Genomic DNA, 26,795 nt, shown 5'->3' with positions numbered 1-26,795 from the left:
TAACGTATACGTAATAGACCCCAAGCATATTAAAAGAAGTATTGGTCTGGTACGTGGTAAAAATGATAAGGTAGATGCCAAGAGGATCGCTATATTCATAGAAAGGAACTATTAGAATTTTGAATGCTGGAAACCCTGCAGCGAAGCCATCAGATCTTTAAAAATATTGATGAGCCAACGTAAGTCAAAAATAAAGCAGTGCAAAGGGATCAAACAGCAAATGGCCAATTTAAAAGATATTACTTTTAACAGTAGTACCAGAAAACTGATCAAGATCAATCAAAGGCTATCAAAGAACTGGATAGGCACATCCACGAAATAGAAACTTTGATCCGTGCCGAGATCAATCGAACCCGATTTTACAACAACAGCTCAAAAGGATCAAGACCGTACCGGGCATACACGATGTTACCGCTTGGATGATCGCCGTTAAAACCTAAGCCTTCCAACGTTTGACCGATCCAAGAAAGCTAGCCTGTTTTGCTGGTGTAGTACCATTTGAGCAACAGAGCGGCACCAGCCTAAGAACCGAATCCAGAGTATCTAAAATGGCAGATATGGCAATAATTAAAAATCAAACAAATTATAAAAACCGATTGGAATTGTCATAGAAATCGAAATGACATTTTTCAAATCCAAATTCAGCATTCAGCTATCAAAATAAATTCACATGTCTAGATTCTAATATCTAAAAGCAAAGCGGTCTCATGTCTAAACTGACCCTCCTCCCATTAAATCGGACTGATAAAAACTAGAGTATTTCTGGCAAATAAATGTTTAACTTTAAATAAATTATTTGCTTATGAAACGATCAAAATATACCGAGTCGCAGATTGTATTTGCGATAAAACAGGTTGAGACTGGAACACGTCTTTCTGAGGTCTGTCGCAAGATGAGAATCAGCGAGGCTACCTATACAATTGGAAGAAAAAATACGGTGGTCTGGGTGTCTCTGAACTGAGAAGGCTCAAAAACTTGGAGGAGGAGAATGCGCAGCTTAAAAAGCTTGTAGCTGATTTAAGTCTTGACAAGCAGATTCTTCAGGACATGTTGAAAAACCTACCTGCCGGCAGGCAGGAAAGTTCTGAGGCCGTCTCGAAAACGGGAGATGGTCAGCAATATTCGTATGGAATATAATATTTCCATCAACCGTTGTGTACGCCTAATATTGCTGCATAAAAGCGTTTTTTATTATACACCTAAAGAACGTGGAGATAAATTGCTACGTATGAGAATGAAAGAAATAGCAGCAACGGGTACGCTATGAGTTTTGGAGGATCTATATCTTGCTTCGCCGGGCAGGCTTTATGGATAATCATAAACGCGTTTATAGAGTGTATTGCGAAGAAGGTTTAAACCTCAATCTAAGAGACCTAAAAGAAGTCGGTGTGCAGCCCATAGACAACCTGCTCTTGGTAATGTCTCTAGTTTACATGAGTGCTAGAGTATGATTTTGTGACAGATCAACTCTACGATGGAAGCCGTTTCCGGGCCTTAACTGTAGTAGATAATTATAGTCGTAAATGTTTAGCTATATATGCAGGAAAATCCCTTAAAGGAAGTGATGTTGTTGGGGTGATGGATAATTTAGTTCCTAGTGCAAGAGTTTATCCTAAACGCATAAAAGTAGATAATGGAAGTGAATTTATCCGTAAAGTATTGGATAAATGGGCTTATGAAAACAATGTTGAATTAACCTTCTCAAGACCCGGAAAACCTACTGGTAATCCATTTATAGAAAGCTTCAATGGATCTTTCAGAGATGAATGTTTAAATACAAACTGGTTCTTCTCTTTGGAAGATGCTCAAGAAAAGTTCGATATTTGGAGGGAAGACTATAACGGGTTTAGACCACACAGCTCATTGGGTGACATGTCACCCAATGAGTACATTGAAATCAATGAAAATAGCTCAGATTCTCTAGTTATGACCAGTACCTAAATATAGGAGGAGGTCAGAAACTAAAAGCTCAGCGATCTAATTTCTAAAATCTAATTCTACTGCTTATCAAAAGAAATTTGTACGGGTTCGTGGCATTCTATTTTGGCGTCGACCTTGTCTTTTGCCATTGCCGGGGAGAGATACGGGATATTTAATCCTGCACCGCGAAGGATAAATAAAAGGCCTGTCAAAACAACGAATATCGGGATTAGCTTTCTTATTTTTTCCCTGGTTTTTACTCCGCTTGAAAGTTTGGTGGATAAAAATACTGCTGTCGTCATAAGCGGGATAGTTCCTAAGCCAAAAAATACCATGTATAAAGCTCCAAAACCGGCATTAGCCTGCGCAATTGCACCCAGCATTGCCATGTAAACGAGTCCGCATGGTAAAAAACCATTTAACATACCAATAGAAAGGAAAGTATCTGGTGATTTCTTTCTTATACCGGCTCCAATTTTTGATTTTAACCGACTTATAATTCTAAAAAAAGGACTGCCAATTTTATCGAATTTCATACTTCCGAAGGAAAAAATCACCGCCAAAATCATCAAAACTCCTATGGCTATCGATAGTTTTTGTTGTGCCGCAAAAAGATTTAATCCTTTTCCCAGCAAACCAAATAATAGTCCGATTACGGCGTAAGATAAAATGCGCCCAAAATGATAAAGAAATAACTGAAAAAACATCAGCGGTTTTTTATCCCTGTTTAGAGGTAATAGAAACGCAATGGGACCACACATCCCTATGCAATGAAAACTACCTAAAAGTCCGAATATCAAACCGCTGATGAACATATTTAGTAAGTAATGGATTTTTTAAATAAAACTTCTTTTCCCTGGTAGGTCATTTCTACCGAAATGTCCCATCGCCCGTCGATTAATTGTGCTTCAGGAATTACAATTTTGCCTTCAGTAAGTTCTAATGGCAATGTAAAATCCAGTTTTTTGTTAGAAGGTCGATAAAGATTTACTTTACCTTCAATTTTTCCCTGAGTTTCAGGAAAAACAAGTTCATAACCTTCATTAGTTTTATTCCCTGTAATCTCTTCAGAAAAAAGATTCAGATTTTTTTCAGCATCGATCTCCTGTTGAAAATGCAATTCTTTTCCGTAGTAATCTTCAACCACAAGATCATGTTCATATTTCTCGTCGGTACTCATTTTTATCACAAAAAACATGATAAAACCAATAAAACATCCCATGCCAATTACGAGTCCGGTTCCCCAATTAAATTTCATAATTCTGTCTTTTTTATCGATAACTACGTGGTCCAAGGAAATTGGTTGTCGTAGTTTCTATTAATTCGTTATTACTGTATACACCTATTTTAAGCTTTTCTTTTTCACCTTTTAAAGAAGCGGCTGGCACTTCGATAAATAAAGTTCCTTCAGCAAATCCTTGTTTTGGCACAACTAGGCTATCACTTTTCACCAATCGCACCTCGCCTTTATGAGAGATCAATTTTAGCTGAACATTCTCGATATTTTCGGTAGTTTTATTAACCAGTTTGAAGGTAAATACATTGCTGATCCTGTTATTTTCCTGATGTTCGTAAAGCTGCCCCGGTAAACGAAGAATCCTGGCTTCAACATCATTCCGTAGAAATAACATTCCTGTTAAAACACCTATTAAAATGACCAAAACCGCCGTATAGCCTTTTAATCTGGCTGTAAATTTGAATTTAGCCTTTTTCTCGATATTTTCTTCACTAGCATATCGAATAAGACCTTTTGGTAGATTAACGGCATCCATCATCGAATCACAGGCATCGATACAGGCTGTACAGTTTACACATTCTAACTGCGTTCCATTTCGAATATCGATCCCGGTAGGACAAACCTGTACACATTGTAAACAATCGATACAATCCCCTTTTCCCGTAGCCTGCCGATCTTCATTTTTTCTGAATTTCGCCCGTCCTTTCTCCTTTTCACCACGTTTATGATCGTAAGCTACAATGATCGATTTGTTATCCAATAAAACACCCTGAAGCCTTCCATAAGGACAGGCTATAATGCAAACCTGTTCTCTAAACCATGCAAAGATGAAATAGAAAACTCCGGTGAATATCAATAATGAAATAAAAGTGCTTAGGTTCTCCGCAGGACCTTCAGTGATGTATTCTAAAAGCTGGTCACTGCCAATTAAATAGGCAAGAAAGATATTCGCGATTAAAAATGAAATGATAAAGAAAATCGTCCATTTTAGACCTTTTTTCCAGATCTTTTCAGCATTCCAGGCTTGCTTTGCCAAACGTATTTGTTTTCCACGATCGCCTTCTATCCAATATTCGATTCTTCGGAAAACCATTTCCATAAAAATGGTTTGCGGACAAATCCAGCCACAAAATATCCTTCCAAAGGCCACAGTAAATAATATCACGAAGACTACTCCTATAATCATCATGATCACCACCAAATAAAAATCCTGTGGCCAGAACGGATACCCAAAAAAATTAAAGCGGCGTTCCAGTACATTGAAGAGCAAAAACTGGTTGCCATTAATTTTTAAAAATGGAGCAGCAAATAATATCGCCAGTAAAAAATAGCTTACCAGCTTGCGATATTTGTAAAATTTACCAGAAGGTTTTTTAGGAAATATCCATGCTCTTTTACCTTCCTGGTCGATTGTACCAATAGAATCTCTAAAGTTATTTTCGGGGATCGTGCTCATAACTTAGGCTCACCATTGTGAGTAATTAACCAGAGCCGACTTAAAACGCCCGACTCTGGATTTGTTTATTCTTCAAACTCTTTCTCTACCGCTTCATCTTCCATCATTACTTCTACAGAAGTTGAATCGGCTGAGACTTCTACATCTACTTCCTCTACCGGAGCATTTTCGTCGATCCAAAGATCGCCTTGTGGTTCTTTAGGATCTGCCGGTGTAGTACCGTGTAGGCTTAAAACATAGCTGGCTACTTGGGCGATTTCCCCCGGTTTTAAATCTGTTTTCCAGGATACCATTCCTTTTCCAGGACGCCCTCCTTCAGAAATAGTATTGAAAACATTTTTAATACCGCCACCTAGTATCCAGTAGTCGTCGGTTAAGTTAGGCCCAATACCACCACCGGCATCCTGCTTATGACATGCAACACAATTACCGGCAAAAATTGCCTGTCCTGCTTTTACATCTTCTTCTCCTGTAAGCAGTTCAACCGTGTTTACATCTATTAGATCTTTAGCTGTTTTCTTATATTCTTCGATCGCTTTTTTAGCTGAAGCCACTTCTGCTATATATTCTTCTTTTTGATCTGGTGCATCAAAAATGTGATGCCTTGCCAAATAAACCACAGCAAAAACCATTGTAGCATAAAAACCATACAACCACCATGGCGGAAGGTTATTATCCAGCTCGCGAATTCCGTCGTAATTATGATCTAAGATGATCTCATCTTCCTCTTCTACCGGTTTGCTATCGTTCATTCGTTTCCAGAATGCTTTTAGTTTAGCAAAGCGGTTCTTTTTTCTTAAGGATTGCTGCTGAAGGTATCGCTCCTGAGCTTCTGGAGTTAAACTTCTAAATAATACTGAAGTGATACTGGCCAGCACAACTTCCATAGCAATGCCAAATACAAATAGAATACCTATTACCGCCCAAATTATCGGATATTCCATAAATGCCCATTCCTCTGAAGATTCTATCGTTAATTCAAGAAAAATAAAGGCCAGAAACGTGATTGCGATAACTCTTAAAAATGATGCCGTATTTCTCATAATAATTCCTGATTATCCTCCTCTAAAGGAATGTTACTCACTTGTTTTATATGTTCTTTCTTAGCCGTAATTACCCAGGCAAATAGCGCTACGAAAAAGATGAAGAATATCAGTAGAGATACCATGGGATAGATCTCTACCCCATCGATATTCTCCAGATTTCCTTTTATAAATTTTAGCATGATCTAGTTTTTTGATGTTATAACTTAAGCTGAATATTTATTTGATCGCCCCAAGGCCATCTTCAATTTCACCAAGAATATCGGCTTCCTGTTCTTCGTCGACATTCTTTACTTTAATATCTGTACCCAATCGTTGCAGATAAGCGATTAGAGCAACTATTTCACGGTTACGCATTTCTACGAATTCCTCTCCATTTTCCTGTGCGTAAGCTTTATCGGCTTCATAGGTTTTCGCAAAATCTGGATCGCTATACAGGTTTTCTTCAATTTGTTTTCCCTGTTCGGTCATCCAATCCTGTGCTCTGTCGATTTCAGCCTGAGTGTAAGGAACACCTAAACTCACCATGGCTTCCATTTTATCTTCGGTAGAAGTTTTATCAAGCTCTCTGTTCAGCAACCATTTATAAGATGGCATGATAGAACCAGCCGACGTACTTTGTGGATCGTATAGGTGATTTAAATGCCAGTTGTCTGAATATTTCCCACCAACTCTTAAAAGATCGGGGCCGGTACGTTTACTACCCCACAAGAACGGATGATCGTAAACATATTCTCCAGATTTAGAATATTCGCCATAACGCTCTACTTCACTTCTAAAAGGACGAATCATCTGTGAATGGCAGCTTACACAACCTTCGCGGATATAAAGATCTCGACCTTCTAATTCTAGCGGTGTATAAGGTTTTACACTAGAAATTACCGGAACATATTCATCTACCATCAAAGAAGGAATAATTTGTACCATACCACCTATCAAGATCGCGATCGTAGCGAAAATGGTAAGTTTTACCGGTCTTCTTTCTAACCAGGTATGGTAACCTTCTTTAGCCGTTCTTTTATTAGTGATCTTAGCAAGTGGAGCAGCTTCAGCTAATTCATCTGTGACTTTAGTTCCCTGTTTTGCTGTTTTGTATACGTTGTAAAGTGCAATAAATGCTCCTACGATAAATAAACTACCACCAATCGCTCTCATCCAGTACATTGGGATAATTTCAGTAAGTGTTTCTAAGAAGTTACCGTAAGTTAGCGTTCCATCTGGATTAAATTGTTTCCACATAGAGGCTTGTACAAAACCAGCCACATACATTGGTAAAGCGTACATAACAATACCTAAAGTACCAATCCAAAAATGTGCATTTGCTAATTTTACAGACCAAAGTTTAGTCTTAAATAATTTTGGTACTAACCAATAGATCATACCAAAAGTTAAAAAGCCATTCCATGCTAAAGCGCCTACGTGAACGTGAGCAATCACCCAGTCACTAAAGTGTGCAATGGCATTTACGTTTTTAAGAGAAAGCATTGGCCCTTCGAAAGTTGCCATACCGTAACCGGTAATCGCAACAACCATAAATTTAAGTACAGGATCTGTTCTTACTTTATCCCATGCTCCACGAAGGGTTAATAATCCATTGATCATCCCACCCCAGGATGGTGCAATTAACATTACAGAAAAAGCAACACCTAAATTTTGTGCCCAATCTGGCAATGCAGAATATAATAAATGGTGAGGTCCTGCCCAGATATAAATAAATATTAAAGACCAAAAGTGAACGATCGATAATCGATAAGAATAAACCGGTCTATTGGCTGCCTTAGGAACAAAGTAATACATTAATCCTAAAAACGGAGTGGTAAGGAAAAATGCAACCGCATTGTGGCCGTACCACCATTGTACAAGCGCGTCCTGTACACCAGCATAAACCGAATAACTTTTTAAAGCACTTACCGGTAATTCGATACTGTTTACGATGTGTAAAACGGCTACCGTTACAAATGTTGCCAGGTAAAACCAGATCGCTACATATAAGTGGCGTTGTCTACGTTTAAAGATCGTACCAATTAAGTTAGCTCCAAAAGCAACCCAAACTAAAGCAATACCAATATCGATTGGCCATTCTAATTCGGCATACTCTTTAGAAGTCGTGTAACCTAAAGGCAAGGTTAAAGCTGCTGCCACAATGATCGCCTGCCAACCCCAAAAGTTGAAGTTACTAAGCGCATCACTCCACATCCTTGCTTTTAATAATCGCTGGGTAGAATAGTATACTCCGGCGAAAATCGCGTTCCCTACAAAGGCAAAGATCACAGCATTGGTATGCAATGGTCGTAAACGCCCAAAACTAAGCCATGAGATCCCATCTGTTAGATTAGGAAACAAAAACATAAAAGCGAGCAATAGCCCGACACTCATTCCAACAATACCCCAAAAAATCGTGGCATTGATAAATTTCCTTACGATTTTGTTGTCGTAATAAAACTGCTCTTTTTCCATAAGATTATAAACAAATTATTTATCGGTGATTTTAGAATTTTCTTTACTGTCTATGACTTCATCCTCAAACAGCATTCTTACAGATGGGGTATAGGTGTCGTCGTACTGTCCTCTTTTTACCGATATGATAAAGGCTATAAAAAAGACAATTGCTACGACCACACTAATACTTAGCAACACGTAGATGATATTCATGGGATTTCTTAATTTTTTGTAAAAATATTATGAGCTGTGCTGGCAAAAAATGACATTTATCAGGTTTTACTGATAATTAAGTTCTGCTTGATATTGTATATTTTTAGCATCCTTTTTTAAAATTCTTTTCGCTGAATATTGTGAACTTACCGTGGTAAACGCCACAATACTAATGGAACTTAAAGGCATTAAAATAGCAGCAACGATAGGCGACAGATGCCCGGTAACTGCAAATCCAAGACCTATTAGATTATAAAAAAGAGATAGTAAAAAGCTGAATTTTATAATGCGATGACCACTGTTGGCGAGGCTAAAAAACTGACCAATCTTACCAAAGACCGAAGCATCTAAAATGGCATCACAGGCTGGCGAAAAAACGTTAATGTTTTCTGAAATTACTACCCCAACATCACTCTGTTTTAATGCACCGGCATCGTTTAACCCATCCCCAATCATCATTACAGATTTTCCTTCTTCCTGAAGTTTTTTAATAAACTGCAATTTATCCTGAGGCTTTTGGTTAAAGCTCATTTTGGTGCTTAACGGTAATAATTTTTCAAGGCTTTTTCGTTCACCATCGTTATCCCCAGAAAGCACAAATAATTGCTTGTTTTGGCCTAATTCTTTAAATAATTGCGTGACATTCTCACGATATTCATTTTTTAATATATAGCGTCCTTTATAATGATTGTTGGTACTAATATGTACCGCAGTTTGATTTAATACATCCTGCTCTAATTCGTTATTTTCAGCAACATATTTAAAAGCGCCTATTTTTATCGAATTTCGGTTTGCAGAAGCTGCCATTCCTTTCCCAACCTCTTCAGTAAAATAATCGAGCGTTTTAATATCATTTTGTTCTAAAATCTCATAAAGTGATCTACTTAATGGATGATTAGAAGCTCTTAAAGTGCTATTTAGCAGCGATTTTTCTTCTTCGGAAAGCAAATCGCCCTCGTAGGTAATGATATTTCGTTTGGTTGAAGTAAGCGTTCCTGTTTTATCGAAAACCACCGCATCGATATTGGCCATTTTTTCGATGATATTAGCTTCTTTTAAATAGAATTTATGCTGACCGAAGATTCGGAGTAAATTTCCTAAAGTAAACGGCGCAGCCAAAGCCAATGCACACGGGCAGGCAATAATTAGTACGGCCGTAAAAACCTTTGGCATCATCGAAGGATCGATAAAGTACCAGGCAATTGTGGCCAAAATCGATATACTTAAGATCGCTTTTGTAAAATATCCACTTATTTTATTGGTAAGATCCTGAAAGCTTCCTTTAAAATTCTTATCGAAAACCTCGTTATTCCATAACTGCGTGAGATAAGATTGTTCTACAGGTTTTAGAACTTCAACCTGAAGTAATCCTGCTGTTTGTTTTCCTCCGGCATAGATTTTATCGGCTTTTTTAATAGAAACCGGCACCGCTTCTCCTGTTACAAAACTATAATCGATCAAAGCATCACCTTCAAGCAATTTTGCATCTACAGGAATGAGTTCATTATTACGAATAAGAATTTTATCGCCTTTTCTGAGCTTATAAACTTCTACCTGTTCTTCATTTTGATTTTGGGTATTTGGATGATTAATTCTTGTAATCCCAATTGGAAAATAAGATTTATAGTCACGCTCAAAAGAGAGGTAGGAATAAGTTTTTTGCTGAAAAAACCTCCCTAGCAATAAGAAGAATACCAAACCAGAAAGACTATCAAAAAAACCGGTTCCCAGATCAAAAACAACTTCAAAAGTGCTTCTTAAAAATAGTACGGTAATTCCCAATGCAATGGGAACATCGATATTTAGAATTCCAGATTTTAACCCTTTAAAAGCAGAAATAAAATAAGTGCTGGCCGAATAAAACACCACCGGCAAACTAAACGCGAACATTAACCAGCGAAAAACATATTTAAATTGATCCAGCCAAAATTCTTTAACTTCAAAATATTCAGGAAAAGATAAAAACATGATATTGCCAAAAGCGAAACCGGCAACACCAAGCTTGTAGATTAAACTTCGGTCGATGTTCTTTTCTTTTTTATCACTATCAGAAAGAGAAATATAGGGTTCGTAGCCAAGTTTGCAGAGCAATTCAACCAACTGGGAAAACGTAATTTTTTCCGCAGAAAAATGAATTCTTAAGGTTTTTTCAGGAAAATTAACCTGAGAAGTTTTGATTCCCGGGTGCAGTTTAGAGAGATTTTCTAACACCCAGATACAGGAACTACAATGGATTTCTGGAATAAGAAGATTTACGATACAAACTTCCTTACTTTTAAATTCAAGCAGTTTTTCTACAATCTCGTCATTCTTAAGAAAATCGAATTTCCCTAATTGAGTTTTAGGAGAGATTCCAGGGCGATTGTCAAGAGCGTAATAATAATCGAGATCATTGCTACTTAAAATTTCATAAACCGTTTTGCATCCATTACAGCAAAAATCTTTCTCATCAAAAACAAGAGAGTCGCTCTTACAAGCCTCGCCACAGTGGTAACATAATTTCATAATTTGCACAACTTAACCGTAATGCAAAGATTCGCCACTTATAGAAATTAAAATATGATAAATATCAGTTGACTTAAATGTTTACCTTTGTAATTCCAAAAAGTAACCAATACCCGAAGCTTCAGTATGAAAACCCCGGAAAAAACAAGGTGCGAAAGTTGTATCATTAGACAGTTTAATGCATTAAAAGCTTTTAGTAAAGATGAATTAAAAGTTATTTCGGATAATAAGATTACCAAAGATTTTAAAAAAGGTGAGCAGATCTTTAAAGAGGGTGAGAAATTGAACGGTGTTTTTTGTGTTCGCGATGGTGCATCGAAACTTTCGAAACTTAGCGAAAACGGAAAGCATCAAATCGTAAAGATCGCGAAAAAAGGTGAAATCTTGGGTCAGCGATCTGTTGTTGCAGACGAGCAAACCAACCTGAGCGCCACTGCGCTTAACGACACATCGATGTGTTATATCCCTAAGCAGTTAATTATTGATAAAATAAACGAGAATCCAGAATTTACTCGGAATTTATTGAAAATCATGGCATCAGATCTTAGGGAGTCTGATAATTTTATCGTGAATATGTCTCAGCACAACGTAAAACAGCGTATTGCTGAAGCTCTACTTTATCTTGAAACCAATTTTGGAACCGATGATGAAGGATTTTTATCGGTGAATCTTAGCCGAGAAGATCTGGCAAATGTTGTGGGAACAGCAACCGAAAGTTGTATTCGATTGATTGCTGATCTTAAAAAAGATGGTTTAATTACTACTAAAGGGAAAAAGACCAAAATTGATGATAAGAGAGGCCTTGAAGATATGATTAGCGGCTTTTAAAATTGAAAACTTCTAATTGATTTTCTATAAAATCGATCGAATTTTATAGATTTTCGATAACTAATAAAACTATCAAATCTTATTTTTTTGATGAATTAGAAAGGCCTGTTCTGGTCATTTCTCCCCAACTCTTTTTACCAATTATAAGATCCCAGTTTCCACGAACTGCAGCCCACATCACGAAAGGATGATATACGATAGGTTCTAAAAAGGCAGTCCCTATCAATTTAAAAATATACTTCGGCTTTTTATATTGCTGAAAACTGTATTCTTCAAAAAATAATGCAGTGATCGAAAATAGTACTGCAAAAGCATAAACCACAAATAGAAAAGTAAAGAAAAACTTCCAGCTGATGAGGCCATTCCAAAGCAGGAAAATAAAAAATATAGTTCCTGAAAATTCTATTATTGGAGCCATCCATTCAAAGAATAACCAAAACGGTGTAGATAATAATCCCAATACACCGTATTTGGGGTTAAAGATCATTTTTTTATGCAAAAGCAAGGTTTCTGCGGTTCCTCTCGTCCAACGATTACGCTGTCTTTTTAATATCTCCCAACTTTGTGGAACTTCTGTCCAACATAATGGATCGGGTACAAAACCGACTTTATAAGGAATATTTTTTTCGCGCATCATACGGCGCATACGCACTAAGAGCTCCATATCCTCTCCTACCGTATTATGATTGTAACCACCGGCTTCTATCGCTATCTGTTTATCGAACATTCCAAAAGCGCCCGAAATTAAGAGTAATCCATCGACACGAGACCAGGCCATTCTTCCCATTAAAAATGCCCTAAAGTATTCGATAACCTGAACCCTGGCGACAAATTTTTCGGGTAAACGTACTTCTAAAATTCTACCATCTTCGATCACACAACTATTAGCTACACGAATAACGCCACCTGAAGCAATTACTTTTTTTCTATTATTAAGGAATGGCTTTATAAGCTTAAGCATTGCATCGTATTCCAGAATACAATCTACATCAATACAACAAATAATATCGTTGCTACAAACATTGATCCCGGTATTTAAAGCATCTGCTTTTCCGCCGTTCTCCTTATCGATAACCAGCAAATTTTTAAATGCAGTATTCTTTGATTTATAGACACCACGAATTGTTTTGGTTTTGATAAAGTAATGAAATAAATAATCCTGTTTTTCAAGATCATATTCATCGATTAGACGCTGCATTGTATCGTCCTTACTCCCATCGTTAATGATCACGATCTCGAAGTTTGGGTAATTGATGGTGAGAAGTGACCTTACATTTTCAACAATGTTAAGTCCTTCATTGTACGCGGGCGCTAATATAGAAACTGGAGGTAGTTCTGAAGCTTGTAGCAATGCAATTTCATCTCTGTAATTATTAGAGCGTTTATAATCTCTAATTTCAAAAATCGAAAATATAGCGGAGAATAAATAGCCTAGGCAAATTAGAATACCGTACACTAAAAAAAGCCAACTGGCGATATCTGCAATGTCGTCGAAGGTAATACCCATTTACAGCAATAATGCTTTTTCTTTTTCGTATTGGTTATAGATCTCTTGTCTTTGCTCGGGTAAAAAATTTTGAGCGATGCCGTAATATTTGATTTTAAGATCCCACTCGTGATCCTGAATTTTATCTTTAAGCATGATCAAATCATTATAACTGCCCAAATGCTTTATTGCATCTAATATAGTCTTTTTTACAAGATTTGTTTCTTTACCAAATATAGAAATTAAGGTATCTATAACTTCCTGATGTTCTAAAGCACTCAGTGATCGCACAGCTTCACATCTTACTTCTTCTGAATTATGGTCCAATAGAGGTAAAAGCTCTGAAATATTCTCGAACTGATTAAATTTAGCGATCATTCTTATCCCAAATTCAACAACGCTATTTTGTGAAGCTTGAAGTAATTTAGAGAAATCTGGTATTTTCCCATGATATTCATTTTTTAGAGCATCTTCAATAAAGATCTCTTCCCATAAAGTTAAAGGCTTATCTAAATGATCCAAAAATTCTAAAGGGTCGTTTTCGGCTAATTTGATAAAGTATAACTGTGCCTGCTGTCTAACCTCATCCTGACGATGATTTAACAATGGTCGTATCTTTTCTAATTCTACCAGAATAAGCATTTCAGACAGACTAAATAATGCTCTAGACTTACTATACCAGGCTCGTGCTGCCAGTTGTTTTTTACAGAATTCGTCTAAATTCCATTGTAAAAAAAGATCTCTTAATTGCGTAGCCGACTCTCCTTTAATATTGCTATGGAAAAGTAATATCTCTTTGATCGTAATCTTAATTTCTAAGGGCGTGTTTAAATGCTCATTACGAAATTTCCTGAGTTCATTCTCACTATCAAACTCCTCGTCGAAAAGAAAATTATTTAAGATATCTTCTAGAAGTAAACGCTGTTCTTCTTTTTTTCGATTTCTGAATATCTTATAAAGTCTAAGTAAAATAATAAAGCCAACAAATAGAACGGCAAAAACGAAAAAGATTATCGTCATCATAATATTTACCATTATTACAAAAGGGAGATCGTCGGGAAAATACCCAAATATCCACTGTAAATCTATGGAAAAAACAACTGCCATATATGATCTTTAAAATCATAAAGCAATTACCACAACACCTTAAAACTTAACTATTTAAGAAAGAAGTCTTCTCACTCTTAATGATAATTCATTAGGACTAAATGGCTTTGTTATAAAATCTTCTACGCCCATATTAAAAGCATCCATTATAATACTTTCTTGTGTAGATGTCGATAAAACAATGATGGGAACCGCAGATAAATTTTCTTTTACGTACGCTATAAGTTCGTTCCCTGTAACAAAAGGAAGGTTAAGATCTGTTAGAATAAGATCATATTCGTCTTCTTTTAAAAGCTTCATTGCTTCTCTTCCATCTGGCGCGATAATCACATTATAGCCATCTTTCGTAAGCTTAAATTGAAGAGATTTTATGACCATTGCGTTATCTTCTATAACTAAAATCTTCTTCATTATTGTAGGTTTAGATTGGGGTAATCTCTCTTTAATGCATTCTGAATTTCTGCAAATTCAGTAAATAATTCTTTTATTAGCTTTTTAAAATCCTCTTCTTTTGCTTTATAGGTTATTTCGTCACAAAGTTCTACTCCTTTGAAATTTTCTACCATCGCAAACGAAGGTTTTATTTTGTGTGCTATCTTACGAATTTCTTCGTAATCCTTAGCTTTAACCTTAAGATACAACTCTCCTATATCTTTTGCAACAGATACAGAAAAAAGTTGTAAGGACTCCTCAATGAACTCTTTATTATTATCTGATATTTCTTTCAAATAATCGATCGAATAGTAGGGAGATTGTTCAACATTTAAGTCTTCTTCGTCCTGATTTTTAATATGCTGTAGTAAGATATTAATATCGTCTCCCAGTACATAGAATTGATCTACGGGAACCAATTTTTGTGAAGCAACAATCTCTGTTCCTTCAGACTCCTGTAAAACTATACTATACGGATTTTTATTAAGTTCGGTTTTAATGTAATCGATCGTTTTGTAGGCATTTAAAGGAATGTTATTTTCCTGAATGATCAATGTCTTAAAACCGTCTTCGGTTTCGAACTTTTTAATGGCCTCTAAGCCAGACTTTGCGTGATCGCAATAATACCCCTGCTCTTTTAAATAAAGAGAGAGCTGGGAAATCTGATCGTAATCTTTATGCACGATCAAAATACCATGTAAGTTTGCCAATTCTTTTGACTGCTCTTCCATTTTGTAGGCGATTTAGGGCTAATAACCTGCAAAATTTCTATAAAAAAATAGTTCTATTATTATATGCTATCTTTTAATAAATTTATTTCTGCTTCGATCTCTTTTTCTAAATCTAGTAATAGAGATTCTTTAAATAGGTTAAATTCTTCTAATTTTGCTGCAAGATACTCCAATTTATAAAAACAACAATTCTGCGCAGAGCCTTTTATTTTGTGACCAAGCTTATTTATCCCTTCTAGATCACGATGCTCTATTTGTCTTCTTAATTGTTTTGGATAATCGTCTAAACTTTGTTTTACGATCTGTATTAACTGGTTGTATGTATTTTTATCGTAATCGAACTTTTCCAGTAGTTTTTGTTTATCAAAGTGCTGGAGACTGCTAGTATTCTCCAGGTCGTCATTTTTATTCAATAAAAATTCTTCAATTACAGATTTTATGGTCTCAAAAACTACAGGCTTTGTAATATAATCGTCCATACCGGCTTCAAGACACCTGTCCTTTTCTCCTTTTATCGTTCTGGCTGTTAAAGCAACGATGGGTATGTGGTTCCCGTTATTTTGTTCGGCTTCGAACTTTCTAATCTCTTCTGAAGCCTCAAAACCACTCATTATTGGCATCTGAATATCCATGAAAATGATATCTATTGGATTTACTTTGTAAAACGCAACCGCATCCAATCCATTTTCAACTTCAAAAATCTCGGCATTAGGCACTGCTTTGGTAAGAATAGTTTTCGCTAAGAATTTATTTACCGGATTATCTTCTGCCACTAAGATCCTAAATTTATCTTCAAAAGTCTTTTCTGTCACCACATCTACAGTATTTTCTTCAATATTTTTTAATGGAGCCTGTATCTGGTTTAACATGCCAAATAATTGATCTATTTTAATTGGCTTGGTAATATTAAACTGTACATTAAGTTCTTCGCAGGATTTACCCAGTTTTTCTTCTTCAGCAGAACTATGTAAAAGGATTAAAGGTAATTGTTCTGCATCTACTTTTAAATCATTTCTAAGGTGGGCTATAAAATCGATCCCTGTCATGTATGGCATATTGTAATCTACAATGGCCAGCTGATATTTATTTTCCTTCTCTAAGACATTAAGTGCTTCTATGGCATTAGAAACTGCATCGCAGTTTATATCTTCCATCGCCAACATTTCCTTTAAGATGACCTGATTATTGTAATTATCATCGATCACCAAGACATCTTTAATCTTCCCAAGATTGTCACTTAAGAAAGACTCTCCTCCTTCAGATTCAAAACAGACCTTGAATGAAAAAGTAGAACCAACACCTAACTCGCTACTAAGATTCAATTTACTGTCCATTAAATACAGTAACTTATTAGAGATGGTAAGTCCTAAACCGGTTCCTCCATATTTTCTTGTGGTACTGGCATCTTCCTGATCAAAGGCTTTAAATATTCGCTCTAAATTTTGCGGTGCTATTCCTATCCCTGTGTCTCTAACAATAAATGTATATTCTCTTTTATTTTCCTGGTTAATCTCCCCTGCTTCGATTCTTAGCTCTATTTCACCTTGATTGGTGAACTTGACCGAATTTCCTAACAGGTTGGTTAAAATCTGGCGGATCCTAACAGAATCTCCATAGATATACCTATCTACATCTGGGCTAATATTCAATAAAACTTCAAGGCCTTTTTCATGTGCCTTATGTTTTACTACATCTACAGTTTGACCACAAAGCTCAATTAGGTTTACTTTTTCTACGCTAAGTTCTAATTTACCAGCTTCGATCTTAGAGAAATCAAGAATGTCATTAATTAAATCTAATAATGTATTGGCCGAATTATAAACCGTTTCCATGTATTGTTTCTGGCTCGCATTTAATTCGGTTTTCATCAAAAGATCTGTAAAACCTATCACACCATTAAGCGGTGTTCTAATTTCGTGACTCATATTCGCCAAAAATTCAGATTTAGATTTACTCGCGGCCTCAGCTTTTAGCTTGGCTTCTACCAGCGAATTTTCCATATCTTTTCTTTTGGTAATATCCTGAATGGTTGCTAAAATAATATCTCGCCCATTAGAATCTTTTATTTTCGCGCCATTTACCAATGCTGGATAAATTGTACCATCTTTCTTAATGAAATTCTTTTCGAAAGGTTCAACTTTACCGTTTAAAACTACTTTCCCAAATCGATCCTGAGCAAGTGGGATAAATTCTTTTGGAGTAATTTTTCTGTAAGACATTCCGGTAAATTCTTCCTTAGTATAGCCAGAAGATGCAATTAGGGATTGATTGGCTTCTACAAAGGTACCATTCTCTACATCTATTAAACCTATCCCAATAGGAGAAAGCTCGTATAATGATCTAAACCTGGCTTCATTTTGTTTGATCTTACGTTCTGCTATTTTTCTATCGGTAATATCACTTTGAGTACCAATCATTCTAAGTGGCTTTTTATCTTCGGTCCAGTCGGTTACCTTTCCTCGATCTAAGATCCACTTATATTCGCCGTCTTTACATTTAATTCTTTTTTCGATATGGTATACAGATACATTTCCATTGAAATAATCTTCTAAAGCTTTTTCAGATTTTTCTCTATCGTTTGGATGTATTCGTTGATCCCATTCTTCTACATCGCTAAGCTCATCACTTTCATCAAAACCAAGCATTTCTTTAGCTCTCTTGGATAAAAACTGAGTATTAGAATCAATAAACCAATCCCAAATACCATCACCAGAACCTTCTAGCGCAAATTGCCAGCGTTGCTCACTTTGTTTTAATTCTTCCTGAATTGCTTTTAGCTGCGAAATATCTGTAGCCACACCAACGTACCCTGTGATCTCATTTTGGGCATTTTTAATAGCGGTTACAACCAGTTGTACAGGAAAACGCTCTCCATTTTTACGAATATAGGTCCACTCTAAAGATTCATACTCCTTAACCTTAGGCCCTGTTGTAAAAACATCAAAACCCTTAATTTCTCTACCGTATCTTTCACTTAGCTCTATTTCTCTTTGCTTTATCTCTTCCTGATCATGTAGGATAAAAACTTTTTCCTTATCGATTACATCTTTAGCTTTATAACCAAAGAAATTTTCAGCACCCCTATTAAACTTCTTAATTACACCATTTAGATCACTTTCTATAATAGAAACCTGCGTGGTAGCTTCCATTAGATTTTGAAGTTCTCTAAAACCTTTATTTATATTCTCCTGCGCTTCTTTGGCCGCCGTAATATCATTTATTTGTGAGATGAAATAGATTGGTTTACCACTCTCGTCCTTCAATAGAGAAACGGTTAATAATCCCCATAAAAGATATCCTTCTTTATGGATATATCGCTTCTCCATACTGTAGGTATCGATTTCTCCCGCAAGGAGTTTATTTAATAGGCTTAGATCTTTATCAAGATCTTCTGAATAAGTTACATCCATAAATGACATTTGCATAAGCTCGTCATTAGTGTAACCTATCATTTTACTAAGATTTCTGTTTACATTGATCCATTGGCCATTGAGAGAAACCAGAGCCATTCCGTTTGGCGAATAGTCGAAAGCGCTTTTAAACTGACTCGCATTTTTATAGGATTCGGCTTCTAGTGCTCTACGGGCTGTAATATCTTCAACCTGTGTGATGATCAATTTTGGAGTACCATCTTCGTTTCGAAGCAAGGAAGTAAAAGACTGAACCCAAATAATCGTTCCATCTTTTTTGTGAAATCTACGTTCGATCCTATAACTATCGAAATCGCCTTCTATTAGTTTTTTTCTCTTTGTGGCCGCCATTTCCAGATCATCTTCATGTATAACGTCCTTTAAAGAAAGTTTATAGATATCCTCTAAAGACGAATCGTTATAACCAAAAAGATCGATTGCCGCTTTATTGGCATGAAAAACCTTATTCGTTACAGGTTCAACCAGAATTATTCCTAACGGCGAAGTATCAAAAATGCCCTGAAATCTAGACTGAGTGGTCTGCAATTGAAAATCCTGAAGTTTTTGCTCTGTAATGTCTTGAAAAGCACCATAAACCCGCACCGTTTTTCCGTCTTCAGTTTCAGCATTTCCAAATACTTTAACCCATTTTTTATTTCCCTTGGCAGATAAAATTTCAAAATCGTCCATAAAAGAAGAGCCTTCTTCTACAGCTTTGGTGAAAATTCTGGTAATCCTTTCTCTATTTTCGCCTTCCAAATAGAAATTTATACCATCTGGTACGTTTGGTTCATAATCATCATCAACTTCATGAATAGCTTTAGTGACCTTGGTCCAAAGCACTTTACTATTTACAATATCTACCATCCAGCCACCAACAGATGCTATTTCGTTGGTTTTATCAAAAACTTCATTTAATTTTTTTAGGTAACTATTTTCGTCATGCAGACTTAAGTACTTTTCTTTAAAAGGAATATATTGCTGAAGAATAAACACATAATCTTTTTCTCCGCAGGCTCCACAACGCATTTTTTTAAAATGAAATCTCCACTTTTTAGCTTCGATATCTGGACTGTAGAAATCGATATGTTTATCTTTTTCTTTTGAAACTATAAAATCCTGAGTAAACTGAAGAAAACTAACCTCCTCGTTATGTAATTCACTTAAATGCTCAAAATCAAGTATTTTTTTATTCCCGGAAACTTTTTCGAAATTACCCCAAAAGGCTTCTTCGGCAATATCGACAAACCATATACATTCAAAGATATGCTCCCCAAACCAGGATATAAGATTAGCGTTTTCTGCAATTAAATTTTTAAACTCTGCATGTAGATCCTTAAAATGTAATGCCATAAAAATTTGTCGTGAATTAACCCAATAAGACTTTCAACCTGATAAATATAAATTATATCTGATGTAATTTACAATAATATTCGTTTTTGAACATTAAAATCGATCAGCATTGCAAAATATTAATTTTCAGCTTAAAATATAGTATAACGTTAAATTGAAGTTGCTCAGCTTTTCTTTAAACCGAAAAGTATGACTAGCTTAAGCGCCAGAAAATAGTATTAATACAAAAACAGTCGAATTCATTTTACTTTAGATTTTTATGAATTGCCTCAATAAAAAAGTAAGATTTTATTTACATAGAATAAGAATATAAATTTGAAATTGTAGGAATTAATACTACTCTAAAACAAATATTTGAAGTAAACATCCGCATGGCAAGTCTCGGGGTTATATCCCTGGGTGTTGTTGCCAATGAAATGCTTCGAAAAATTATATTCTTCAAACTTTAATTATAGTTTCTTTATATTAAGGTGTTAAATATATCCTTAAGTCTCACCAGTCACTGCCATTTATAGGAAGAATGGCTTAATTTAGTTTTAAAAGCGGCCAATTCAGTTTGAAAATAACTTAGCGCTAAAATTAAAAAATGAAAAAAGAAGAAGAAGAAAAAGATCTGGAACAGAAAAAGAAGAACCAGGAGAAGCAAGAGAAAAAAGAACAGGAAGAAAAAGAAGAGCAGAAAAAGCAGGAAAGTATCGATAAAGAACTAAAAGATTCAACCTCGGTTTCTGGCGATAGCACCAAATCTCATGGTGAAATTTTAAAACAACAGATCATCGAAGGCCAGGAAACCTACGATCGTAATCCACGTAGTATTTTATTGAGTTCCATCACTGCCGGATTAGAAATTGGTTTTAGCTACCTTCTTTTGTGTACCGTATTTTCTTTTTTTAGCGATAGCTTTCCAGAAGAAAGTCTCTTTAAGATAATGGCTTTTGTTTATCCTGTTGGGTTTATCTTGGTAATTTTAGGACAGTCTATTTTGTTTACAGAACAAACCTCACTCCTAACCCTTCCAGTTTTAAATAACAAAAGAAGTGTGCGTAGCTTACTCAAAATCTGGGGGCTTGTAATTGCAGGAAATCTTTTGGGCGGCTATATCATGGCTTTTATTTTAATATGGATAGGCCCAAAACTCAATATTTTTGAACATACAGCGATCGAAAAAATTGCAGAGCACGTAACCGATTATAACGGAATCGTGATCTTTATTAGTGCAATTTTAGCAGGCTGGCTTATGGGACTTCTTTCTTGGTTAATTACTTCCTCTAGAGATACGATGAGTAGGATCTTTGTGATCTATATCATAACTGCAACTATGGCGTTTACAGGATTACACCACAGTATAATTGGTAGCGTAGAAGTCTTTGCCGGTATGATTGCTTCAACAAAAATCGAATTATACGACTATGTAAAATTCCAAAGTTTTGCTTTGCTTGGTAACTCTATTGGAGGCGGAGTATTTGTAGCACTTTTAAAATACAGGGCTTTTGTTTACAATATTGATATGGAACGTAGAAATTATTAGTTGATCTAAAATGACTTCAGAAAAATTTAAAATAGGCTGGATAGGTTTAGGAAAAATGGGGAATCCCATGTCTAAACAAATTTTAAAAGCAGGATATCCTTTAAGAGTTTATAATCGCTCTCAGGAAAAAATAAAAGCTTTACAATCCGAAGGAGCTACATCTGCAAAGACCGCTAAAGAACTGGTAGAAAAAACAGATATTATCTTCATCATGGTTTCTAATGATGATGCTGTAAGTGAAATCTTCAATCAGGAAAACGGAATTTTTTCTGCGGAAGTAAAAAATAAGATCTTTATAAATGCCAGTACGATCTCGCCAGAATTAAGCGTATCACTTTCCAAAGAATTAATTGAAAAAAGCAGTAATTATCTCGACGCACCAGTATCGGGAAGCGTAAAACAAGCTGAAGATGTAACACTGGTAAGTATTGTTGGTGGCGAGCAATCTATATTCGAAAGGGTGAAACCAGTTCTAGAAGCCTATTCCAAAAAAGCTATTTTGGTTGGTAAGAACGGTGTGGGAAATTCGGCTAAACTAGCTGTAAATACGTATTTAGGGATTTTAACTTTGGGATTGGCAGAGATCATTAAATTTTCACGTAAGAAAAATGTGAAAACTGAAGACCTTATGGAAATTCTTAATAATAGCGCTTTAGGAAGTACTTTTGGTAAAATTAAGGGAGAGGCGGCCATAAACGAAAATTATAATGCAGCCTTCACTTTAGAACATCTTACCAAAGATCTACGCCTGGCGCAAAACAGCGGATTTAATCAACCTGTTGGAAATGCAGCCTACCAGACATTTAGTAATGCTGAAGCTGAACTTGGTGCTGAGGACGTAATTGCTATTATTAAGAAACTATCTTAAATTCTTAAAATAATTACCTAAAGAAGAATGTTGAGGTATTAATTGAAAACTGATATTATTTAGTTCTTATCTCGATTCTGCTAGCTACAGGAGCGAAACAAAAATAATTAATCTCGGTTACCGATTAGATTTGCACTGGGATTGCATAAGTCCCGGTGTACTTTTACACCATGTCACACCACCACCATCACCACCATAATCAATCGGGTAAAAACCTGAAGCTCGCGTTTTTCCTAAACTTAGGATTTACAATTTTAGAATTTTTCGGCGGAATTTACGTAAACAGTATCGCCATCATGTCTGATGCGGTTCACGACCTTGGCGATAGCCTTTCTTTGGGAACAGCCTGGTATCTGGATAAAAAGTCTAAAAAAGGAGCAGACGAAAAATACAGCTTTGGCTATAAGCGATTTTCGTTACTGGGAGCTTTAATCAATAGCATTGTGTTGATTGCTGGATCTGTTTACGTTATTTCTGAAGCTATTGAAAGACTTTTTGATCCACAACCTTCAGATGCACAAGGAATGATCGTGTTTGCCATTGTAGGTGTTTTAGTTAACGGTTTTGCCGCCTGGAAACTAAGTGGCGGCACCAGTCTCAATGAAAAAGCGGTTTCCTGGCATTTACTTGAAGATGTTTTAGGTTGGGTAGCGGTATTAATCGTTGCAATCGTACTAAATTTTACAGATAATCAATATTTAGATCCTGCCCTATCGCTGTTAATTACGCTGTATATTCTTTACAATGTAATACTTAGGCTTAAGGAGACACTTTACATTTTTCTACAGGGAGTTCCTAAAGAAATTAAGCCCGAAAAAATTAAAAAAGACATCCTAAAAATCAACAATATCGACTCGTTACACCATATGCATATCTGGTCTTTGGAAGGAGAGCATCACGTTTTCACCTCCCATATAAAACTGAAGAATATTACTGAATTTAACGAATTACTCGAGGTAAAAAAACAGATAAAAGAGGTTTTAAAAGCATATCATTTTGATCATTACACCATCGAAACCGAATTAGATAATGAAAGCTGTGAACTGCTTACCAGCGAAGAGTATGAGCATGATGAAGACCATAGTCATGATCATCATAAACATTCTCATTAAAATTTACCAAATTCGATATTCTACGCCTAAATTTAAAACGATACCTCTAATCTCATTCTCTCTTTTTATTGCTCCAAAATAAGTGCGAAAATTCACTAATATCGTCTTGTTTATATGATGTGCCACACCCAGATTTAATCCGGCATCAAAAGAATCTCCGTCGCGCATAATAAAATTATCACTCTCGCCTTCGATCACCTGGTAATCAGATTGTAAATTGCGATCTACAATAAAAGCAAACTGTGGTCCTGCTTCAAAAAACAGTCCGTTTGTTACATAAAACCGAGACATTAAGGGCACTAAAATGCTTAACTCGTGAATGCTATATTTATACTCGTAAGTTGAAGATGAAATGGGATTGCCATAATAGTCGAAAGCAGGAACACTTAAATCATCTTTTACCACTTTACTTCCCTGTAATCCAAATAAAACCTCTGGCTGAAATTGGTAATTTCCAGACCTAAATGCATAGAACGCTCCCGCATAAAATCCTGGCTTAAATTTAAAATCTCCTCGATTTCTAAAACGATAATCGTTACCAGATGCGTCGGTAAATTTCGCTAAATTCCCACCTGCTTTTACTCCAAACTGGTGATCTTGGGCAGTAATTTTAAATACTGAAAAAAATAAAACGATAAAAAATAAATTCCTGATATTCATTTTGATTGATTTATGTGATTAACTTTTTTATTAATAATAATTTGCTGAAATCGGCGATAAATATAGAATTATTTTACATTCAGAATCGATAAATTTTTCAAGCTTTTTTATCAGTTCATTCTTCAGAATTTACAGTCTTTGTATATTCAGGCCTTAAAACCTCAACACTCTCAAAACGCATGAAAAGAAAGTTTACAAAACATTTGGGAATGGCAGCGATCGTATTGTTTGCGGCCTGTAAAAACGACTCCCAAAATAAAGATGATGTTATGGAAAACAATGTTATTATTGCTGAATGGACTGGCCCTTACCAGGGAGTACCGGCTTTTGATAAAATGAAAGTTGAAATGCTGAAACCCGCAATTTTAGAAGGGATGCAGCAACACCTTGAAGAAATAGACAGTATCGCTAACAATCCTGAAGCTGCCACTTTCGAAAATACGATTATCCCTTTCGAAAAATCTGGTGAAGCACTAGATCGTGCGTTTACGTACTACGGAATTTTTAGCAGCAACCTTTCTTCTCCAGAATTTAGAGAAATTCAGAGAGAACTATCCCCAAAAATATCTGAATACAGTTCTAAGATTTCACAGAACGAGAAGCTTTTTCAAAGAATCAAATCGGTTTACGAGCAATCTCAGGAAACTCCGCTAGACTCGGCTGAACAAAGAACCATCGATCTTATCTACAAGGATTTTGAAATGGGTGGCGCTAATCTTTCCGAAGAAGACAAAAAACGTTATGCTGAAATTAATAAAGAATTATCTGAATTATATACGCAATTCTCTAATAACGTTTTGGCCGATGAAGAAGGCTATGTGACTTATATTGATAGTACTCAATTAAGCGGACTACCGGAAAGTTTTATAAAATCTGCCGCCAGCGCTGCTGAAGAAAGAGATCACAAAGGAGAATTTGCGATTACGAATACCAGGTCTTCGATGGATCCTTTTTTGACTTATTCAGATGAACGTGAGCTTCGAGAAAAAGTATGGAGAACCTATTATTCTCGTGGAAATAACGGAGATGAGTTTGATAATAATCAGGTAATCAAGGAAATTTTAAAGCTTCGTGACGAGCGTGTAGCGCTTTTGGGTTATGACAACTATGCACAATGGCGTTTGCAAGATCGTATGGCAAAAGAGCCTAAACAGGCGATGGAATTGATGGAAGCGGTGTGGCCTGCTGCCTTAGGTCGTGTAGAAGAAGAAATTAAAGACATGCAGCAACTTGCCGATAAAGAAGGCAAAGACATTGAAATCCAAGCCTGGGATTATCGCTACTACATGGAAAAAGTTCGAAAAGAAAAATACGATCTGGATAGCGAAGAAGTAAAACAATATCTACAATTAAGCAATCTTAAAAAGGCGATATTCTACGTTGCAGGCGAACTTTTTAATTTCGATTTTACGCCTGTAGATACTAGTTATGTTCCGGTATTTCATCCAGATGTGACTGTTTACGAAGTTAACGATAAAACAAGCGGAGAAGTAATTGGCCTTTGGTATTTAGATCCTTATGCTCGTCCTGGGAAACGTTCTGGTGCCTGGGCAACGACTTATAGAAGCAAAGATGAATTAACGGGAAGCAAACCGGTATTGGCTTCTAATAATTCAAATTTCGTAAAACCTGCAAAAGGAGAACCAACACTAGTAAGCTGGGATGATGCTGAAACTTTTTTCCATGAATTTGGGCATGCGCTGCATTTCCTTTCTGCAGATATAGAATATCCAAAACTCAATAGCGGTGTTAGAGATTATACTGAATTCCAATCCCAATTATTAGAGCGCTGGTTATCTACAGATGCCGTGATCGATCAATTCTTACGTCATTACGAAACAGGTGAACCAATGCCAGAAGAATTAGTGGAAAAGATCAAAAAAGCGGCTACTTTTAATCAGGGATTTGGAACAACCGAATTTTTAGCTTCGGCTTTAATGGACATGAAATATCATACTACAGATCCTTCAGAAATTAATGATGTTCAGGAATTTGAAAAACAACAACTGGATGAGCTTGGTTTACCAGAGCAAATCCCTATGCGTCACAGGTCTACTCAATTTGGCCACGTTTTCTCTAGTGAAGGTTATGCTGCAGGTTATTACGGTTATTTATGGGCAGATGTATTAACCGCTGATGCTGCGGAAGCTTTTGCTGAAGCGCCAGGTGGTTTTTACGATAAAGAAACTGCGCACAAACTAGTTAAATTCTTGTTTGCACCAAGAAATGCAATGGATCCTGCTGAAGCTTACAAAAAATTTAGAGGCAGAAATGCGAATATCGATGCGTTAATGCGCGATCGCGGATTCCCTGTTCCGAAAAAATAATCGGTCTTAATTTTGTTGAATCTTAGCAATAATTTTCGGTGATTTTAAAAGTATAATGAAAGCCATTCTTTAAACAGAATGGCTTTTTTGTTTAGTTAAAAACCTAGAGGCAAGCCCACAAGGCATTTGTTGGAAATAAT

General features: G+C 36.0%; 20 protein-coding genes and 1 pseudogene. 7 read left to right on the top strand and 14 right to left on the bottom strand.

The annotated features are described in order from the left end of the window. The first annotated feature begins 452 nt into the window (after positions 1-452). Positions 453-611, top strand: a complete 159-nt coding sequence (locus BM201_RS18355; RefSeq protein ID WP_092542305.1) for a transposase — start codon at positions 453-455, stop codon at positions 609-611. A 191-nt stretch (positions 612-802) separates the two neighbouring features. Next, a pseudogene (locus BM201_RS10390) lies at positions 803-1,941 on the top strand (IS3 family transposase). A gap of 56 nt (positions 1,942-1,997) precedes the next feature. On the opposite strand, the gene BM201_RS10385 reads toward BM201_RS10390, so the two are convergent. From BM201_RS10385 to BM201_RS10350, 8 genes are all read right to left on the bottom strand, one after another. Continuing rightward, complete coding sequence (locus tag BM201_RS10385; RefSeq protein ID WP_092542303.1) at positions 1,998-2,735, bottom strand: sulfite exporter TauE/SafE family protein; 738 nt, start codon at positions 2,733-2,735, stop codon at positions 1,998-2,000. 2 nt (positions 2,736-2,737) lie between these two features. Further along, the gene (locus BM201_RS10380) at positions 2,738-3,178 is read right to left on the bottom strand and encodes a FixH family protein (protein ID WP_092542301.1); all 441 of its coding nucleotides are present in this window, start codon (positions 3,176-3,178) and stop codon (positions 2,738-2,740) included. 13 nt (positions 3,179-3,191) lie between these two features. After that, positions 3,192-4,613 carry a cytochrome c oxidase accessory protein CcoG gene (ccoG, locus tag BM201_RS10375; RefSeq protein WP_092542299.1) on the bottom strand — a complete coding sequence of 474 codons (1,422 nt, stop codon included), beginning with the start codon at positions 4,611-4,613 and terminating at the stop codon, positions 3,192-3,194. A 65-nt stretch (positions 4,614-4,678) separates the two neighbouring features. Next, the gene (locus tag BM201_RS10370) at positions 4,679-5,656 is read right to left on the bottom strand and encodes a cbb3-type cytochrome c oxidase N-terminal domain-containing protein (RefSeq protein ID WP_092542297.1); all 978 of its coding nucleotides are present in this window, start codon (positions 5,654-5,656) and stop codon (positions 4,679-4,681) included. Beyond that, on the bottom strand, positions 5,653-5,838 hold the full coding sequence (locus BM201_RS10365) for a CcoQ/FixQ family Cbb3-type cytochrome c oxidase assembly chaperone (protein ID WP_092542295.1): 186 nt from the start codon (positions 5,836-5,838) through the stop codon (positions 5,653-5,655). Before BM201_RS10365 ends, BM201_RS10370 begins: the two co-directional genes overlap by 4 nt. Before the next feature lie 37 nt (positions 5,839-5,875). Beyond that, entirely contained in the window at positions 5,876-8,113 is a 2,238-nt protein-coding gene (gene ccoN, locus BM201_RS10360; protein WP_092542293.1) for a cytochrome-c oxidase, cbb3-type subunit I, read from the bottom strand. A gap of 15 nt (positions 8,114-8,128) precedes the next feature. Next, complete coding sequence (ccoS, locus tag BM201_RS10355; protein ID WP_084840081.1) at positions 8,129-8,308, bottom strand: cbb3-type cytochrome oxidase assembly protein CcoS; 180 nt, start codon at positions 8,306-8,308, stop codon at positions 8,129-8,131. A gap of 66 nt (positions 8,309-8,374) precedes the next feature. Then, positions 8,375-10,813 (bottom strand): heavy metal translocating P-type ATPase, encoded by a 2,439-nt coding sequence (locus tag BM201_RS10350; RefSeq protein WP_092542291.1) that lies wholly within the window; start codon positions 10,811-10,813, stop codon positions 8,375-8,377. 126 nt (positions 10,814-10,939) lie between these two features. Here BM201_RS10350 and BM201_RS10345 point away from each other — a divergent pair, with 126 nt between their 5' ends. Then, positions 10,940-11,641: a Crp/Fnr family transcriptional regulator gene (locus BM201_RS10345; RefSeq protein WP_092542289.1), complete on the top strand. Its 702-nt coding sequence runs from the start codon at positions 10,940-10,942 to the stop codon at positions 11,639-11,641. 79 nt (positions 11,642-11,720) lie between these two features. Here BM201_RS10345 and BM201_RS10340 read toward each other — a convergent pair whose 3' ends face one another. The 5 genes from BM201_RS10340 to BM201_RS10320 are packed head-to-tail and all read right to left on the bottom strand — an operon-like array spanning position 11,721 to position 20,160. Continuing rightward, positions 11,721-13,148 (bottom strand): glycosyltransferase family 2 protein, encoded by a 1,428-nt coding sequence (locus BM201_RS10340; protein WP_092542287.1) that lies wholly within the window; start codon positions 13,146-13,148, stop codon positions 11,721-11,723. Further along, the gene (locus tag BM201_RS10335) at positions 13,149-14,234 is read right to left on the bottom strand and encodes a HEAT repeat domain-containing protein (RefSeq protein WP_092542285.1); all 1,086 of its coding nucleotides are present in this window, start codon (positions 14,232-14,234) and stop codon (positions 13,149-13,151) included. It abuts the gene before it with no gap. Positions 14,235-14,288: 54 nt separating this feature from the next. Continuing rightward, a complete protein-coding gene (locus BM201_RS10330; RefSeq protein ID WP_092542283.1) occupies positions 14,289-14,645 on the bottom strand; it encodes a response regulator transcription factor in 357 nt (118 codons plus the stop codon). Continuing rightward, positions 14,645-15,397, bottom strand: coding sequence for an Hpt domain-containing protein (locus BM201_RS10325; RefSeq protein ID WP_092542281.1), 753 nt, complete (start codon positions 15,395-15,397; stop codon positions 14,645-14,647). Before BM201_RS10325 ends, BM201_RS10330 begins: the two co-directional genes overlap by 1 nt. Positions 15,398-15,456: 59 nt before the next feature. Further along, positions 15,457-20,160 (bottom strand): PAS domain S-box protein, encoded by a 4,704-nt coding sequence (locus BM201_RS10320; RefSeq protein ID WP_092542279.1) that lies wholly within the window; start codon positions 20,158-20,160, stop codon positions 15,457-15,459. Between the two features lie 586 nt (positions 20,161-20,746). Between BM201_RS10320 and BM201_RS10315 the strand changes: the two genes are divergently transcribed. From BM201_RS10315 to BM201_RS10305, 3 genes are all read left to right on the top strand, one after another. Beyond that, positions 20,747-21,688: a formate/nitrite transporter family protein gene (locus tag BM201_RS10315; protein WP_092542277.1), complete on the top strand. Its 942-nt coding sequence runs from the start codon at positions 20,747-20,749 to the stop codon at positions 21,686-21,688. 10 nt (positions 21,689-21,698) lie between these two features. Continuing rightward, positions 21,699-22,556, top strand: coding sequence for an NAD(P)-dependent oxidoreductase (locus tag BM201_RS10310; RefSeq protein WP_092542275.1), 858 nt, complete (start codon positions 21,699-21,701; stop codon positions 22,554-22,556). A 170-nt stretch (positions 22,557-22,726) separates the two neighbouring features. Next, positions 22,727-23,668, top strand: a complete 942-nt coding sequence (locus tag BM201_RS10305) for a cation diffusion facilitator family transporter (protein ID WP_092542273.1) — start codon at positions 22,727-22,729, stop codon at positions 23,666-23,668. A gap of 3 nt (positions 23,669-23,671) precedes the next feature. Here the strand turns inward: BM201_RS10305 and BM201_RS10300 are convergent, their stop codons facing one another. Further along, positions 23,672-24,328 (bottom strand): porin family protein, encoded by a 657-nt coding sequence (locus tag BM201_RS10300; protein ID WP_092542271.1) that lies wholly within the window; start codon positions 24,326-24,328, stop codon positions 23,672-23,674. 179 nt (positions 24,329-24,507) lie between these two features. On the opposite strand from BM201_RS10300, the gene BM201_RS10295 reads away from it, so the two are divergent. Beyond that, on the top strand, positions 24,508-26,655 hold the full coding sequence (locus tag BM201_RS10295) for a M3 family metallopeptidase (RefSeq protein ID WP_092542269.1): 2,148 nt from the start codon (positions 24,508-24,510) through the stop codon (positions 26,653-26,655). The last annotated feature ends 140 nt before the right edge of the window (positions 26,656-26,795 follow it).

Source organism: Zunongwangia mangrovi (assembly GCF_900112105.1).
In the GTDB taxonomy this organism is placed as follows: domain Bacteria; phylum Bacteroidota; class Bacteroidia; order Flavobacteriales; family Flavobacteriaceae; genus Zunongwangia; species Zunongwangia mangrovi.
The sequence above is the reverse complement of the archived record's forward strand: the minus strand, read 5'-3'. Positions and strand labels throughout refer to the sequence as shown.